General features: G+C 73.6%; 15 protein-coding genes and 1 tRNA gene. 10 read left to right on the forward strand and 6 right to left on the reverse strand.

From position 1 onward, the window contains the following. The first annotated feature begins 434 nt into the window (after nucleotides 1–434). From ABZ924_RS03695 to ABZ924_RS03730, 8 genes are all read left to right on the forward strand, one after another. Nucleotides 435–989, forward strand: a complete 555-nt coding sequence (locus ABZ924_RS03695; protein WP_361904041.1) for a hypothetical protein — start codon at nucleotides 435–437, stop codon at nucleotides 987–989. Between the two features lie 62 nt (nucleotides 990–1051). Then, nucleotides 1052–1480: a tRNA adenosine(34) deaminase TadA gene (gene tadA / locus ABZ924_RS03700; protein ID WP_361904044.1), complete on the forward strand. Its 429-nt coding sequence runs from the start codon at nucleotides 1052–1054 to the stop codon at nucleotides 1478–1480. Nucleotides 1481–1537: 57 nt separating this feature from the next. Continuing rightward, a tRNA-Ser gene (locus ABZ924_RS03705) sits at nucleotides 1538–1622 on the forward strand. 185 nt (nucleotides 1623–1807) lie between these two features. After that, the gene (locus ABZ924_RS03710) at nucleotides 1808–2095 is read left to right on the forward strand and encodes a hypothetical protein (protein ID WP_361903533.1); all 288 of its coding nucleotides are present in this window, start codon (nucleotides 1808–1810) and stop codon (nucleotides 2093–2095) included. Between the two features lie 365 nt (nucleotides 2096–2460). Then, entirely contained in the window at nucleotides 2461–2622 is a 162-nt protein-coding gene (locus ABZ924_RS03715; RefSeq protein WP_361903536.1) for a hypothetical protein, read from the forward strand. Between the two features lie 226 nt (nucleotides 2623–2848). After that, complete coding sequence (locus ABZ924_RS03720; protein ID WP_361903539.1) at nucleotides 2849–3835, forward strand: RNA polymerase sigma factor SigF; 987 nt, start codon at nucleotides 2849–2851, stop codon at nucleotides 3833–3835. A 220-nt stretch (nucleotides 3836–4055) separates the two neighbouring features. Next, nucleotides 4056–4904, forward strand: a complete 849-nt coding sequence (locus tag ABZ924_RS03725) for an RNA polymerase sigma factor SigF (RefSeq protein ID WP_361903542.1) — start codon at nucleotides 4056–4058, stop codon at nucleotides 4902–4904. Between the two features lie 102 nt (nucleotides 4905–5006). Continuing rightward, nucleotides 5007–5813, forward strand: a complete 807-nt coding sequence (locus ABZ924_RS03730; protein WP_361903545.1) for a hypothetical protein — start codon at nucleotides 5007–5009, stop codon at nucleotides 5811–5813. A gap of 60 nt (nucleotides 5814–5873) precedes the next feature. On the opposite strand, the gene ABZ924_RS03735 is transcribed toward ABZ924_RS03730, so the two are convergent. Continuing rightward, nucleotides 5874–6104, reverse strand: a complete 231-nt coding sequence (locus tag ABZ924_RS03735) for a hypothetical protein (RefSeq protein ID WP_361903548.1) — start codon at nucleotides 6102–6104, stop codon at nucleotides 5874–5876. Nucleotides 6105–6310: 206 nt separating this feature from the next. Between ABZ924_RS03735 and ABZ924_RS03740 the strand changes: the two genes are divergently transcribed. Together ABZ924_RS03740 and ABZ924_RS03745 are read left to right on the forward strand one after the other, a co-directional pair. Continuing rightward, the gene (locus ABZ924_RS03740) at nucleotides 6311–6778 is read left to right on the forward strand and encodes a MarR family transcriptional regulator (RefSeq protein WP_361904046.1); all 468 of its coding nucleotides are present in this window, start codon (nucleotides 6311–6313) and stop codon (nucleotides 6776–6778) included. Continuing rightward, a complete protein-coding gene (locus ABZ924_RS03745; RefSeq protein WP_361903551.1) occupies nucleotides 6775–8391 on the forward strand; it encodes an MDR family MFS transporter in 1617 nt (538 codons plus the stop codon). Before ABZ924_RS03740 ends, ABZ924_RS03745 begins: the two co-directional genes overlap by 4 nt. A 39-nt stretch (nucleotides 8392–8430) precedes the next feature. Here ABZ924_RS03745 and ABZ924_RS03750 read toward each other — a convergent pair whose 3' ends face one another. From ABZ924_RS03750 to ABZ924_RS03770, 5 genes are all read right to left on the reverse strand, one after another. Next, nucleotides 8431–9081, reverse strand: coding sequence for a TetR/AcrR family transcriptional regulator (locus ABZ924_RS03750; RefSeq protein WP_361903554.1), 651 nt, complete (start codon nucleotides 9079–9081; stop codon nucleotides 8431–8433). A gap of 88 nt (nucleotides 9082–9169) precedes the next feature. Beyond that, nucleotides 9170–11431: a glycosyltransferase family 39 protein gene (locus tag ABZ924_RS03755; RefSeq protein ID WP_361903557.1), complete on the reverse strand. Its 2262-nt coding sequence runs from the start codon at nucleotides 11429–11431 to the stop codon at nucleotides 9170–9172. Continuing rightward, nucleotides 11428–12696 (reverse strand): bifunctional glycosyltransferase family 2/GtrA family protein, encoded by a 1269-nt coding sequence (locus tag ABZ924_RS03760; protein WP_361903560.1) that lies wholly within the window; start codon nucleotides 12694–12696, stop codon nucleotides 11428–11430. The genes ABZ924_RS03755 and ABZ924_RS03760 overlap by 4 nt, the downstream gene beginning before the upstream one ends. Nucleotides 12697–12721: 25 nt before the next feature. Continuing rightward, nucleotides 12722–14269, reverse strand: coding sequence for a HAMP domain-containing sensor histidine kinase (locus ABZ924_RS03765; RefSeq protein ID WP_361904048.1), 1548 nt, complete (start codon nucleotides 14267–14269; stop codon nucleotides 12722–12724). A gap of 101 nt (nucleotides 14270–14370) precedes the next feature. Further along, entirely contained in the window at nucleotides 14371–15138 is a 768-nt protein-coding gene (locus ABZ924_RS03770) for a response regulator transcription factor (RefSeq protein ID WP_361903565.1), read from the reverse strand. Nucleotides 15139–15222: the final 84 nt, after the last annotated feature.

Here is a 15222-nt window from a genome sequence, read left to right on the forward strand (position 1 = left end):
GGCGCGCCGCTGGTCGGGGGGCGGGGGCGCCCGCCCCCGCGCCTCAAACGCCGGCGGGGCTGGGGTTGCCGGAGCCGCGCAGGACCAGCCCCCGGCTCAGGCGGGGCCGCGCCCCCACCGGCGGCGCAGCCGGAGGGGCGGGGGTCCGCCAAAGGGGCCCGGGCCGCACGGGTGGCGACGGGGCCCGGCCCGACCGTTCGCGGGGCGGGGCCCGCAGGCCCCGTACAAGGCCCCCGGCCGGGTCGGTTCCGGCCGCGCAGCGACACGGCACGGCACGACGCAAGCGCGGAAGACCTCTCGCAAAGCCGCTGTTTCTGCCACGATGCCGATTGGGCGGGGCACGAAACGGCGAGCAGCACAGCCGTTCCAACCCTCCCCACCTCCGGCCGGGGGGACCTCCAACCGGCACGCCTATGACCAGTGGGAGAGTCACGGTGTACTTCGCCGCACTGCTCGCGCGCACCGAAGACGGGTGGGAAGCGAGCGACATGGAACTCGACGACGTCGAGTCCCTCAGTGATCTGATCGATCTCGCCCGTGCCGCCGCTGTCGACGACGACACGGTGGTCGCCCTCATCGAGCAGGAGGACGCCTGGTTCGGCGTCGTCCGCGTGGACGGCGAGGAGGACCCGCGGTACTTCGTCTCGAACGCCTCCGCGGCCGCCCGCAGCTCCTACGGCTCGATGCTGACCGACGAGCTGCTGGGCAGCGACGAGGAGGAGGACGAACTCGACGTACTGGACCTGGACGGCACGGAGGACGGCGAGGAGGAGTCGATCGCCGCGTTCGCCGATGCCGACGACGAAGATGCGGACCACGAGGCCGGACCGGGCGGCGCGGAACGGGTGCCGGCCGGCCCGCTCGGCGATCCCCGCCTGCTGGACGACCTCGGGGTGAGCCACAAGCAGCTGATGACCCTCGACGGGGACGCCCTCTCGGAGATCGCCGACTCGCTCGGCGCCACCGAGGTGCTGGAGGCCGTCCGCTAGTGATCACCGCGCACCACCCCACGCACGGCCCCGATCCCGTACGGGACCCGTGGCGGGACTCCATGCGCCTGGCGCTCCAGGAGGCCGCCCGGGCGGTGCCGGCCGGCGACGTGCCGGTCGGCGCCGTCGTGCTGGGCCCGGACGGGGAGCTCCTCGCCACCGGGCACAACGAGCGGGAGGCCACGGGCGACCCGACGGCACACGCCGAGGTGCTGGCGCTGCGCCGCGCGGCCGCCCGACTCGGGGAATGGCGGCTTCCGGGGTGCACCCTCGTGGTGACCCTGGAGCCGTGCGTGATGTGCGCGGGCGCGCTCGTGCAGTCGCGCGTGGCACGGGTCGTCTACGGCGCCGCGGACGAGAAGGCGGGCGCCGCGGGGTCGCTCTGGGACCTCGTACGGGACCGCCGGCTCAACCACCGGCCGGAGGTGATCCGCGGCGTGCTCGCCGAGGAGTGCGCGCAGCAGTTGACGGACTTCTTCCGCACCCTCTGAGGCGGTCGGGGACCACCGATTTCATCAGATGCCGATCCGTAGGCTAGGATCCATCTCGGTAGTGTGTCCGAGTGGCCGAAGGAGCTCGCCTCGAAAGCGAGTATGGGGCAACCCATCGGGGGTTCAAATCCCTCCACTACCGCTTCGACCGAAAGCCCCGCCCCGCAAGGGTCGGGGCTTTCGGCGGTTTTCGGGCCTGCCCCCGGGCCGGCCGGACGCCCACCCGCAGGCCCGCGCCGCCCCCGCCCCGCCCCGCGTCTACTCCGCACCGGTGAGCACAGGCGGCCTCCGGCGTGACCGGCCGCCCGCAGGGGACGTTGTCACGGCATGACCAAGACCCAGCGCATGCTCGCCGCCCTCGCCCTCGCGGGGGCCGCCGCGGGCCTCGCCGCACCCGCCGCGTCCGCCGCCCCCGCAGCCCCGATCACCCTGCCGGACCTGCCGCAGGCCGCCCCGGGCATGCCGGAGGGCGCGATGCCGCGTTCCGTCGAGGACATCGGCCGGAACCTCAACGCACTGAACCAGCTCGACCAGCTCAACAACCTGCCGAACCAGCTGGAGCCCGTCGTCGCCCCGGCGGCGCCCGTCCTGGGCCTGCTCGGCGCCATCCAGTAGGGCGCCCCGGCGGCGCAGGGCACGCGGAAGGCCCCGACCGGGTCGGGGCCTTCGCACGCGGGGCGGGGGAAGCGGCCGTCGGAGGGACGAGCCGCTTCCCCCGACGAGGACGAGCCCGCAAGCCCGAGCCGCAGTCAGGGGGAAGCGCGGCTCGGACCCCGCAGTGAGGCCCGGTCCCTCACCCTCCGGTTTCCTGCCAGAACCGGAGGGCTGCTTCCATCCTGCGCCGCCCACGACCGGGCGCCCAGCGGCGAAGGACCCGTGGGTCCGGGTCATTGGTCCTTAAAGGTCCGGTGAGTGTCCGAACACGACCGGTTAGACTCACCCGACTTCGCAGGACCGGTTGGGGGAGGCCGAAGCCGCTCATGGAGACCAAGAAGATGATCACGGGAGGGCTCGTGGTGTTCGTGCTCTTCGTGATCATCACCCAGCCGGTAAAGGCGGCCGACATCGTCCGAATAGGCTTCCAGGGCATCTCGGACGCGGCCCACGGCATCGGCGCGTTCATGACCGAACTGGTGCGCTGAATCCGTTCGCTGATGCGGTTTCCGGACTGACCGGCCCCCCACTCCGACGGGTGGGGGGTTTTGTGTTCCCCGCCCTCGTGGCGCCTCCATGCAGAACACCCCATTATTCCCAACTTGCCCTCAACACGGCGATATACGGTGCTTGCACACAGTGCACATCTCTTGTGATGCTATGACCGCTTTTGACGGATGAGTGGGATGAGTTGACATGAAGGGGTGGCGTGACGTGCCGGCCAGTACTGCGCCTCAGGTGCCACCCCAGCAGGACCCCCCACATGGCTCGGGGCAGGACACCGCCCCACATGCACCCGCCCCACACGCAGCCACGCCACACGCAACCGCCCCGCCCGCGCCCGCGCACTCCACCCCGCGCACGCCCCAGCCGGACGCTCCCGTCCCGCTCCAACAGGACTCCCCCGAGGAGCCCCCCGCGGCCCCGAGACCGCAGAGCCGGGGCGCGGACACCCGGGCCCTCACCCAGGTGCTGTTCGGCCAGCTGAAGGGCCTCCAGCCGGGCAGCAGCGAGCATGCGCGGGTGCGCGGGGCCCTCATCGAGGCCAACCTCCCGCTCGTGCGCTACGCGGCCGCCCGCTTCCGCAGCCGCAACGAGCCCATGGAGGACGTGGTCCAGGTCGGCACGATCGGCCTGATCAACGCGATCGACCGGTTCGACCCGGACCGCGGCGTGCAGTTCCCCACCTTCGCCATGCCGACCGTCGTGGGCGAGATCAAGCGGTACTTCCGCGACAACGTCCGCACCGTGCACGTGCCGCGCCGGCTGCACGAGCTGTGGGTCCAGGTGAACGCGGCGACCGAGGACCTCACCACCCTGCACGGGCGCACCCCGACCACGCCCGAGATCGCCGAGCGGCTGCGGATCAGCGAGGAGGAGGTGCTGTCCTGCATCGAGGCGGGGCGCAGCTACCACGCGACCTCCCTGGAGGCCGCCCAGGAGGGCGACGGCCTGCCCGGGCTGCTGGACCGGCTCGGCTACGAGGACCCCGAGCTGGCCGGGGTCGAGCACCGCGACCTCGTACGCCATCTCCTCGTACAACTGCCCGAGCGCGAACAGCGGATCCTCCTGCTGCGGTACTACAGCAATCTGACGCAGTCGCAGATCAGCGCGGAGCTCGGCGTCTCCCAGATGCACGTGTCGCGCCTGCTCGCCCGCAGCTTCGCCCGACTCCGATCCGCAAACAGGATCGAGGCGTAACCGGATCGGGTGGAGATCCCTGGCGCGTTTCCCGACAGAACCGGCTGATTCCGCTCTATCGCTGCAGTTATATGTCGACTTGGCGCTACAGCGTGTTGCCGACATGTGACATTCTGCAGAAACCGCGTTTGCAGCAGCCCCGACGCCGGTATTCAGGTGGAGGCTGCGTTCGTCCGACGGACGCGCCGTACGCGACCGTCCGCGACCTCAAGGGGGTGGCATGTCCGAAGACCAGGGCAGCTCCAAGGTGCTCACGCTCGTCAAGAGCGAGGCGCCCACAGCACCCGCGGCACCAGACCGCTCGGAAGCCATCGACACCCGCACCCTCTCCCGCTCCCTCTTCCAGCGACTCGCCGCCCTGGACGCGGACAGCCCCGAACGGGCGTACGTACGCGACACCCTGATCGAGCTGAACCTGCCCCTGGTGCGGTACGCCGCCGCCCGCTTCCGCAGCCGCAACGAGCCGATGGAGGACATCGTCCAGGTCGGCACGATCGGCCTGATCAAGGCGATCGACCGGTTCGACTGCGAACGCGGGGTGGAGTTCCCGACGTTCGCCATGCCGACCGTCGTGGGCGAGATCAAACGCTTCTTCAGGGACACCTCCTGGTCCGTGCGCGTCCCGCGCCGCCTCCAGGAGCTGCGCCTGGCGCTCACCAAGGCCAGCGACGAGCTCGCCCAGAAGCTCGACCGCTCGCCGACGGTGCCCGAACTGGCCGCCGTGCTCGGGGTGTCGGAGGAGGACGTGGTCGACGGCCTGGCCGTGGGCAACGCCTACACCGCCTCCTCGCTCGACTCGCCCTCACCGGAGGACGAGGGCGGCGACGGCTCGCTCGCGGACCGCCTCGGCTACGAGGACAGCGCGCTCGAGGGCGTCGAGTACCGCGAGTCGCTGAAGCCGCTGCTCGCCAAGCTCCCGGCCCGCGAACGGCAGATCATCATGCTGCGGTTTTTCGCCAACATGACGCAGTCGCAGATCGGCGAGGAGGTCGGCATCTCGCAGATGCACGTCTCCCGGCTGCTGACGCGCACGCTGGCGCAGCTGCGGGTCGGCCTGATCGGCGAATAGGGCCGCCGGCCCGGGGCGCCCCGGGGCGCCCCGCCCCTCCGGCTCGTCCGGCGACCCGGCGACAGGGTTCCCATTTGACGTCGCGTCAGCAACACTGCGGCGATGCGAACGGGACTCCGCCGCAGGGCCGCCCTGCTCACCCTGCCCCTGTGCACGGCCGCCGCATGCCTGTCCCTGACCGGCTGCGGCGGTCCGGCGCCGGGCGGCTACGCGGCCGCGGGCGCGGTGGCCCCCGGCCCCGAGCGGCGCGCCGGCGACAACGTGGCCCCGCAGGCACCGGTGGAGTTCCAGCAGCTCGGCGGCCCGTCCGCGACGGGCGGATCCGCTTCTTCCGCCGGTACGACGCCCGGTACCCCGGATGCGCAGACCTCCGCTGGCTCCGCCGGGAGCGCAGCCATGGCGCCCCCGCCCGGCGGCACGGCGGCAGGCCCGGCCACCCCGCAGGACAGCGGAGCCACCACCCCACCCGGCACCCCCACCACCCCGGGCACACCCACACCACCCGGCGGCTCCGCCGGCCCGGGCAGCTCCGGAGGCTCCGGCGGACCCGGCGGCCCGGGTTCAGGCACCGGAACCGGAACCACGCCCCCGCCGCCGTCCACCCCGGCGAAGCTGACGCTGAGCACGCCGACCCGTACCCCCGCTCCCGACCGCTGGTGCGAGCACGTGACGGTGGCGTTCACCAACAGCGGCACCACGGCCGCCCGTTCGGGCACGGCCACCTTCGAAACGCACATCATCGGCGCCCTCGGCATCGACTGGGCCACGATCACCACGGCCCAGCCCCTCCCGGCGCCACTGCCCGGCGGCACGACGCGGTCGCAGACCTACACCGTCTGCGTCGAATCCTGGCGGGTCCCGCTCGGCATGCACGTGGAGACCCGCAAGGTCACCGCCGCCTGGAGCTGACCCCTCCGGAGCTGACCCCTCCGGAGCTGACCCCTCCGGAGCTGGCCCCTCCGGCGCCCGCTAGCGCAGGACCACCATCCAGATGGCGATGCCGAACATCGCGGCCAGCGCGATCGCGACGGCGACCCGGGCGCCCGCCTTGTTGCCCTCGGGCTGCTTCCGCCGGGATCCGGGCGTTCCGGCCTCCGGGCGGGCCGGGGCGGCCTCCTCGACGAAGGCGCGGAACATCTGCGTGCTGCCGGCCGGGTCGTAGGAGTCGTCAGCGCCCGGGGAGTTGTGGTTCGAAGCCATGGCCAGGACCCTAGCGGGTTTTCCGATTCCTTTACCGCCTCTCCCCCATGATTCATTTGCCTGTAGCAACCATCCGCTTCTATGGTTGCCCTAAGCAACAAGATGGGGGGAGCTCGGTGCCCACAGCGAGCACGGTGGACGCGCAGGACACCCAAGACACCCAAGACGCCCAAGACGCGCTGGACGGGGTGGACAAGGTGGACGGGGTGGACGCACCGGCCCCGGTCGCCGCCCGGCCGCCCACCCGCCACGAGGAGCTGGCCCGCCAGCTCACCGGCATCGGCGCGGTCAAGCGCGACCTCGCCCGCCTCCTCCCCGCGGACTGCCCGCCCGCTGCGGGCGCCGTCATGACGCTGCTCGACCGCCACGGCGAGATGCGGCTCAGCCGGCTCGCCGACCTCATGGCCATCGACATCTCCGTGACCAGTCGGCACGTCGCGCACCTCGTCGACCGCGGCTGGATCACCCGCGACGCGGACCCCGGCGACGGCCGCTGCCGCATCCTGCGGCTCACCCCCGCCGGCCGGGCGCTCCTGGCCGAGATCGGCGCCCGCCACACCGGCGCGCTGGAACGGGCCCTCGCCGACTGGTCCGCCCACGACATCGACGTACTCAACACCCTGCTGGCCCGGCTCCGGTCGAGCTTCCAGCTTCAAGACAAAGGACCCGCATGACCACCACCACACCCTCCGGTGTGCGGGGAGGCGCCCCGTCGCAGACCTATTCCGACCACGCGCCCGCGCACGCGCCCATGACCCACCCGCAGATCATGAAGGCGCTGTCCGGGCTGATGCTCGGCATGTTCGTGGCGATCCTGTCGTCCACGATCGTCTCCAACGCCCTCCCCCGGATCATCAGCGACCTCGGCGGCACGCAGTCCTCGTACACCTGGGTCGTCACCGCCGCCCTGCTGTCGATGACGGCGGCGACCCCGCTGTGGGGCAAGCTGGCCGACCTCTTCAGCAAGAAGCTGCTGGTCCAGCTGGCCCTGGTCGTCTACGTCCTCGGATCCGTCGTCGCCGGCCTGTCGCAGAACACCGGCATGCTCATCGCCTGCCGCGTGGTCCAGGGCATCGGCGTCGGCGGCCTGTCGGCCCTCGCCCAGATCGTGATGGCCGCCATGATCTCCCCGCGCGAACGCGGCCGGTACAGCGGCTACCTCGGCGCGGTCTTCGCCGTCGGCACCGTCGGCGGCCCGCTGCTCGGCGGCGTCATCACCGACACCGAGTGGCTCGGCTGGCGCTGGTGCTTCTACGTCGGCGTCCCGTTCGCCGTCATCGCCCTGATCGTGCTGCAGAAGACGCTCCGCCTCCCGGTCGTCCGCCGCGACGTCAAGGTCGACTGGCTCGGCGCCTTCCTGATCAGCGGCGCCGTCTCGCTGCTGCTGATCTGGGTCACCCAGGCCGGCGACTCCTACGACTGGATCTCCTGGACGACCCTGGCCATGACCGGCGGCGCCGTCGTGCTCGGCCTGCTCTTCCTGCTCGTCGAGTCCCGGGCGAGCGACCCGATCATCCCGCTGCGCCTGTTCCGCAACAAGACCATCGCCCTCGCCTCGGCGGCCTCCCTGTTCGTCGGCGTCGCGATGTTCTCGGGCACCGTGTTTTTCAGCCAGTTCTTCCAGTTGGCCCGCGGCGAGTCCCCCACGATGTCCGGAATCCTCACGATTCCGATGATCGGGGGGCTCTTCGTCTCCTCCACCGTTTCCGGTCAGGTGATCACCAAGACCGGTAAGTGGAAGGCCTGGCTCGTCTCCGGCGGCGTCCTGCTCACGGCCGGCCTCGGACTGCTGGGCACCCTGCGGTACGACACCCCGTACTGGCACACCGCCCTCTACATGGCGCTGACCGGGCTCGGCCTCGGCATGATGATGCAGAACCTGGTGCTCGCCACCCAGAACCAGGTGGCCCCCGAGGACCTCGGCGCGGCCAGCTCGGTCGTCACCTTCTTCCGCTCGCTCGGCGGCGCCATGGGCGTCTCGGCGCTCGGCGCGGTCATGGCCCACCGGGTCACCCACTACGTGAAGGAGGGGTTGGCCGCGCTCGGCCCGAAGGCCGCGGCCCTGGGCCACGGCGGCACCTCCGGCGGCGGGATCCCCGACCTCGACAGGCTGCCGGCACCGCTGCGCGAGCTGATCGAGTCGGCGTACGGGCACGGCGTCGGCGACGTCTTCCTGTACGCCGCCCCCGCGGCGCTCCTCGGGCTCGTCCTGGTGGTGTTCATCAAGGAGGTCGCGCTGCAGTCGAAGCCGGCGGTGCACGCCCCGGCCGCCTCCTCGCAGGAGTAGTCCGCCGCGGCCGCGGAGCCGGGCCGGCGCGGGCGGCCGCTACGGGGTCTCCGGGACCGCGGCCTTCGCCTGGATGCCGGCGATCAGGACGTCGAGGGCCAGGCCGAAGTCCCCGTCGGGCACCCGCCGGGCCGTGGCCCCGCAGCCGTGCAGGAACTGCGAGACGGCCAGGTGGGCGCCGGTGCGGCCGGCGTCCGCCAGCCCGGTGGCGTCCAGCAGCCGCTGCAGGGCCGAGTCGAAGGCCCGGGCGTGCGGGCCGATGTTGGGGTAGGCGGCCGTCAGCGCCGCCACCCAGGGGTGGTCGGCCAGCAGGCGGCGGTAGCCGCAGGCCAGCAGGCGCAGCCGGCCGGGCCAGCCCTCGCGGCCGCGGTCCGCGGCCGCCGCCCGGGCCGGTCCGGCGGGCGGGAGCGGGATCTCGCCCAGGGCCCGGTCCAGGGCCAGTTCGAGCAAGTCGTGCTTGGTGTCCACGTACCAGTAGAGGGACATCGCGGTGACGCCGAGCGCGGCCGCGAGGCGCCGCATCGAGAACCGGGCGAGCCCCTCGGCGTCGAGCAGCCGCACCGTGGCCTTGGTGATCCGCTCCCGGTCGAGTCCGAAGGCGCCCTCGCTGCGGCGTCTGGCCGGTGCGGCGGGCCCGGCGGCCAGCCACACGCTGGTCCGGGTGTTGTCGGGATCGGCCGCGGTCACCATGGAGGCACCCTCCTCGCACCAGGGGTCGGCCCGGAATGCCCGGTCCGCCCCCTTGATGCTAGAGGGTGCCTCTCGCGTTTCGGCAGGTTCAGGACGATGCGGATGTGGCGCTCACGGGGGCGGTCAGGTCGTAGAAGGTGGCGCTGCCGACGGTCACCGTACGGAAGTTGGCCGTGACCCACGTGGTGATCTCGTTGCTGGTGTTGCCGCCCGGGCCGCGCATGCCCGGCCCTTCGCCGCCCGGACCCTGTTCGCCGCCGATGAAGTAGTGGATCCTGCCGGCCCGGACGTACTCCTGGAACTGCGCGAGCGTGGGCGAGGGGTCGCTGCCGTTGAAGCCGCCGATCGGCATCACCGGCTCACCCGAGGCGAGTTGGTAGCCGGCCGCGTTCTGGGCGCCGATGGTGGCCGCGGCCCAGGTGTACCGGGCCGCGTCCTGGCGCAGGGCCGCCTTGGCCTCCGCGCTCACCTTCGTTCCGTTCAGCAGGCCGCCGGGGCCGCCGGCCTGGCCGCGCCGCCCGGAGGAGCCGGCCGCACCGGTCCGGCCGCCCGGGCCGCCGGGGAACGCCTGGCCCGCCTGGCCGCGGCCGGGCCACGCCTGGCGACCGCCCTGCTGCTGCCCTGCCCCGCCCTGCCGGGGGCCGCCCTGCGGAGCCCCGGGGAGGCCGCCCTGCGGCCCGCCCTGCGCGCCGCCCGGGAGGCCGCCCTGCGGGTTCATGCCCGGCGGGAGTTCACCGCCGGCGAAGAAGCGTCCGCCGCCGCCCATCCGGCCGCCGGAGACCGCCGGACCGGCCGTCACGATGGAGCCGACGCTCGCGGAGTTCACCGTGGTCAGGCAGTACGCCAGCGGTCCGGCCAGGGCGGCGCCCAGGCCCAGCGCCGCCGCGCCCAGCGCGAACCGGCCGCCGAAGCGCCGGCCGAACCGGGCACCGAGGAACAGCCCGGCCGCCGCGAGCAGCCCGGCCGCGAGCACGGTCCAGCGCAGCCACGGCAGGTATCCGGGCGAGCGCCCGAGCAGGACGTACGACCACCAGGCGGTCAGGGCCAGGGTGCCGGACAGGGTGAGCGCGGCGGCCGTGCTGCCCCGCTCCTCCCACAGCACGGACACGCCCATGCCGACCAGCGCGGCCACGAACGGCGCCAGCGCCACCGTGTAGTACTCGTGGAAAATGCCCTGCATGTAGCTGAAGACGAGCGCGGTGACCAGCAGCGCGCCGCCCCACACCAGGAAGGCCGCACGGGCCATGCCCTCCAGGGAGTCGGCGGCCCGGCGGGCCCGCCAGGTGACCACCAGGCCGGCGACCAGCAGGACCAGGGCGGCCGGGAGCAGCCAGGAGATCTGGCCGCCGACGTTCCCCGAGAACAGCCGGTCGATGCCGGTCTCGCCCCAGCCGCCGCCTCCGCCGCCGTTGCCGCCGCCGCCGGGCCGGCCGCCGACGCTGCCGACCTCGTTGCCGTTGATGCGCCCGAGGCCGTTGTAGCCGAGGGTCAGCTCCAGGAAGGAGTTGGTCTGGGAGCCGCCGATGTACGGGCGCGAGGACGCGGGCCAGAGCTCCACGATCGCCACCCACCAGCCGCCGGCCACCACAGCCACGGCGCCGGCCAGCACCAGCTGGCCCAGCCGGCGGCGCAGCCGGGTCGGCGCGCAGACGGCGTACACGAGGGCGAGCGGCGGCAGGATCAGGAAGGCCTGGAGGGTCTTCGTCAGGAAGGCGAAGCCGATCGCGACGCCCGCCCACACCAGCCACTTGGTGTGGGCGCCGTCGAGGGCGCGCAGCACGCAGTACACGGTGACGGTCATCAGCAGGGCCAGCAGCGCGTCCGGGTTGTTGAAGCGGAACATCAGCGCGGCGACCGGGGTGAGCGCGAAGGCCGCGCCGCTGATCAGGGCGGCGGCCGGGCCGAAGTGGCGGCGCACGGCGGCGTACAGCACGGCCGTGGCGGCGACCCCCATCAGGGCCTGCGGGACCAGGATCTGCCAGCTGCCGAGCCCGAAGAGCCGCACGGACAGCGCCATCGGCCACAGGGCGGCCGGCGGCTTGTCCACGGTGATGGAGTTCCCGGCGTCGGAGGAGCCGAAGAAGAAGGCCTTCCAGCTCTCGCTGCCGGCCTGGACGGCCGCCGAGTAGAAGGAGTTGGCGTAGCCGGAGGCGCTGAGGTTCCACAGCAGCAGGGCGGCGGTGGCCAGCAGCAGGGCCGCGAGGGCGGGGCGCTCCCAGCGGGGCCGCCGTGCGCCGGCGGCGGCGGTGGCGTTGGCGTCGGTGGCGGAGCCCGCCGCCGGGGAGGCGGGGTGCGGGGCGGGGGCCCGTTCGGGGAACGGGGAGTCCATGGGCGGTACGGCCGTGGTCATCGCATGTCGTCCTTGGTGAGCGGGGTGCGCCGTTCGGGGAAGACCCAGGCGCGGAAGAGCAGGAACCGCAGCACGGTCGCCGCGAGGTTGGCCGTGATCAGCACGGCCAGTTCGGTGCTGTGGGCGGGGGCAGGGGTGGCCGCGCCGAGGGCGGCGAGGGAGCCGCTGGTCAGGGCCAGCCCGACGGCGAACACGACGAGCCCCTGGGCCTGGTGGCGCACGGCCCGGTCGCGGCCGCGTACGCCGAAGGTGAGCCGGCGGTTGGCGGCGGTGTTCGCGACGGCGGACACCAGCAGGGCGGCGGCGTTGGCGAGCTGGGGGCCGGCCCCCAGCCGGAACAGGGAGTACAGGGCGAGGTAGGCCAGGGTGGACAGCACGCCGATGGTGCAGAAGCCCAGGAGCTGGCGGGCCAGCCCGCGGGGCACCCCGGGCAGCGCGCTGCGGTCGCGCGGGTCGTCGCCGAAGGGTCGGGCGAGCCGGTCGAGCGGCAGCGCGCCGACGGCCAGGGCCCGGCCCACCCGCCAGACGCCCTTGAGGTCCTCCACCGCGGTGCGCACGAGGTGGACGGTGGAGTCCGGGTCGTCGACCCAGTCGACCGGCACCTCGTGGATCCGCAGCCCCGCGCGCTCGGCGAGCACCAGCATCTCGGTGTCGAAGAACCAGCCGGTGTCCTCCACCAGGGGCAGCAGCCGCTCGGCAACCTCCCGGCGGATGGCCTTGAACCCGCACTGGGCGTCGCTGAAGCGGGCGGAGAGCGAGGAGCGCAGCAGCAGGTTGTAGGCGCGGGAGATGAACTCGCGCTTCGTGCCGCGCACCACGCGCGAGGAGCGGGCCAGGCGGGTGCCGATGGCGAGGTCGGAGTGGCCGGAGATGAGCGGGGCCACCAGCGGCAGGACCGCGTTGAGGTCGGTGGACAGGTCGACGTCCATGTACGCGAGGACGGGCGCCTCGGACCGGGACCAGACGGTCCGCAGGGCGCGGCCGCGCCCCTTCTCCTCCAGCCGGGTGCTGCGTACGCCCTCGATGGCGGCGGCGAGGCCGGCCGCGACCTCGGTGGTCCGGTCGGTGCTCGCGTTGTCGGCGATGGTGATGCGGAAGGGGTACGGGAAGGTGCGGGTGAGGTGGTCGTGGAGCCGGCGTACGCACGGGCCCAGGTCCTTCTCCTCGTTGAAGACCGGGATCACCACGTCGAGTACGGGCTCGCCGGGCACGGGCGCGAGGTGCGCCCGGGCCGGGAGGGCTCCGGTGGAGGTGTCGGTTCGCATGGACCGAGCCTGGCCGGGCGGGCTGTCACCGCTGTGTGCTGAGGCTGTGTCCCGTCTGTGAGTCCATGACCGCAGCCGTGACCGCAGCTGGGCCCGGCGTCTCGGGGGCGAGGGGAAGTAGCACGTCGAAGCAGGTGTGTCCCGGCGCGCTCTCCACGCCGACGTGTCCCCCGTGGGCGCCGACGACCGCCTCCACGATGGCGAGCCCGAGGCCGGTGGAGCCCGCGGCCCGGGAGCGGGAGGCGTCGCCGCGGGCGAACCGCTCGAAGACATGGGGGAGCAGCGCGGGCGGGATGCCCGGGCCGTCGTCGGTGATCGCCAGCCGGACCGCGGATGTTTCACGTGAAACACGGGCCGTGACGGTGGTGCCGGGCGGGGTGTGGGTGCGGGCGTTGGCGAGCAGGTTGACCAGCACCTGCTGGATCCGGGCGGCATCGGCGCGGACGGGCGCGGGCTCATCGGGAAGTTCGAGCCGCCAGTGGTGGCCGGGGCCGGCGGCGCGGGCGTCGCTGACGGCGTCGACGACGAGCGGGGCGAGGTCGGTGTCCACCAGGGACAGCGGGCGGCCGGCGTCGAGCCGGGCGAGCAGCAGCAGGTCCTCGACGAGGCCGGTCATCCGGGTCGCCTCGGACTCGATGCGGCCGAGGGCGTGCCGGGTGTCGGGGCCGGGCTCCTCCCGTCCGCGGCGGGTGAGTTCGGCGTACCCGCGGATGGAGGCGAGGGGGGTGCGCAGCTCGTGGCTGGCGTCGGCGACGAACTGCCTGACCCGCATCTCGCTCTGCTGGCGGGCGGTGAGGGCGGAGGAGACGTGCCCGAGCATCCGGTTGAGCGCGGCGCCGACCTGGCCGACCTCGGTGCGGGGATCGGCCTCGGTGTCCGGGACCCGCTCGTGCAGGACGGGCTCACCGCTGTGCAGGGGCAGTTCGGAGACCCGGGTGGCGGTGGCCGCGACCCGGCGCAGCGGGCGCAGGGCGACACCGACCAGGGCCTGGCCGGCGAGGGAGGCCGCGATCAGCCCGGCCAGGGTGACGCAGACCTCGACGGCGATCAGCGTGCCCACGATGGAGTCGACCTCGGCGAGCGGGTAGCCGAGCGCCACGGAGCCGTCGGGGGAGGCGGTGACCCGGTACGCGCCGAGCCCGGGCAGCTCCACGTCCACGGGCACGGGCCGGCCGCGGCCGGCGGAGGCTCGGTGGGCGACCTCCTCCAGGGCGCGGGACTGGGCCGGGGTGAGCGGGCGGCGGGTCTCGAGGCCGGGACCGCCGATGGCGGCGAGGCGGGCGCCCTCGGTGGTGCCGTCCGACTCCGACCGGATGCCCGCCGCTCCCACGGGGGTGCCCGGGGCGCTGACGAACCACAGTCCTTCGCGTCCGGCCTTCCCCGCCCCGGGGCCGCGGGGGGTGGCCATGTCGACGGCCACCCGGAGCTGCTGGTCGAGCTTTTCGACCAGGTACGAGCGCAGCGCCAGGGTGGTGACGGTCCCGATCGCGGCGCCCACGACGGCGATCAGCGAGACCGCGGAGACGACGAGCCGGGCCCGCAGGGACCACGGGCGGGCCGGCCGCGGCAGCAGGCGGCGCCGCCCCCGCCGGGTCCGGGGGCGGCGGGGGCGGAGGGCGTCGCGCAGGCGGGAGAACCGCGGCGGGCGGAGGGCTGACGCGGCCACTACGACGACTACTCCGCCGGCTTGATCAGGTAGCCGGCGCCGCGCCGGGTGTGGATCATCGACGGCAGGCCGGGGCCGCTCTCCAGCTTCCGCCGCAGGTAGGAGATGTAGAGCTCGACCACGTTGGCCTGGCCGCCGAAGTCGTACGACCACACCCGGTCCAGGATCTGCGCCTTGCTCAGCACGCGCCGCGGGTTGCGCATCAGGTAGCGCAGCAGCTCGAACTCGGTGGCGGTCAGGTGGATCTCCCGGCCGGCCCGGGACACCTCGTGGCTGTCCTCGTCGAGCCGGAGGTCGCCGACGGCCAGGACGGAGCCTCCGCGGGCGGCCTGCGCCGCGCCGGAGCGGCGGACCAGGCCGCGCAGCCGGGCCACGACCTCCTCCAGGCTGAACGGCTTGGTGACGTAGTCGTCGCCGCCCGCGGTCAGGCCCGCGATGCGGTCCTCGACGGAGTCCCTGGCGGTCAGGAACAGGACCGGGATCTGCGGGATCTCGCGGCGCAGCCGGCCGAGGACGGCGAGGCCGTCCATGTCCGGGAGCATGACGTCGAGGACCACCACGTCGGGGCGGAACTCCCGGGCGGCGCGGACCGCGCCGGCCCCGTCGCCCGCGCTGCGCACCTCGCAGCCCTCGTAGCGCAGGGCCATGGACAGCAGCTCGGACAGCGGTGCCTCGTCGTCGACGACGAGCACGCGGCAGGGCCCGCCGTCGGGCCGGACGAGGGCGGCGGGGGTTGCGGTGGACGTGGACGCATGGGAGGTGGTCGTCGCAGTCATGCGACCACGCTGGCGGCCGCCTCTGAGAGCGTTCTTGTGCCTGTCTGTGAATTTCCTGAGAAACGGCCGCGGGGGCTTCCCGCC

The organism is Streptomyces sp. NPDC046876 (genome assembly GCF_040645035.1).
GTDB lineage: Bacteria > Actinomycetota > Actinomycetes > Streptomycetales > Streptomycetaceae > Streptomyces.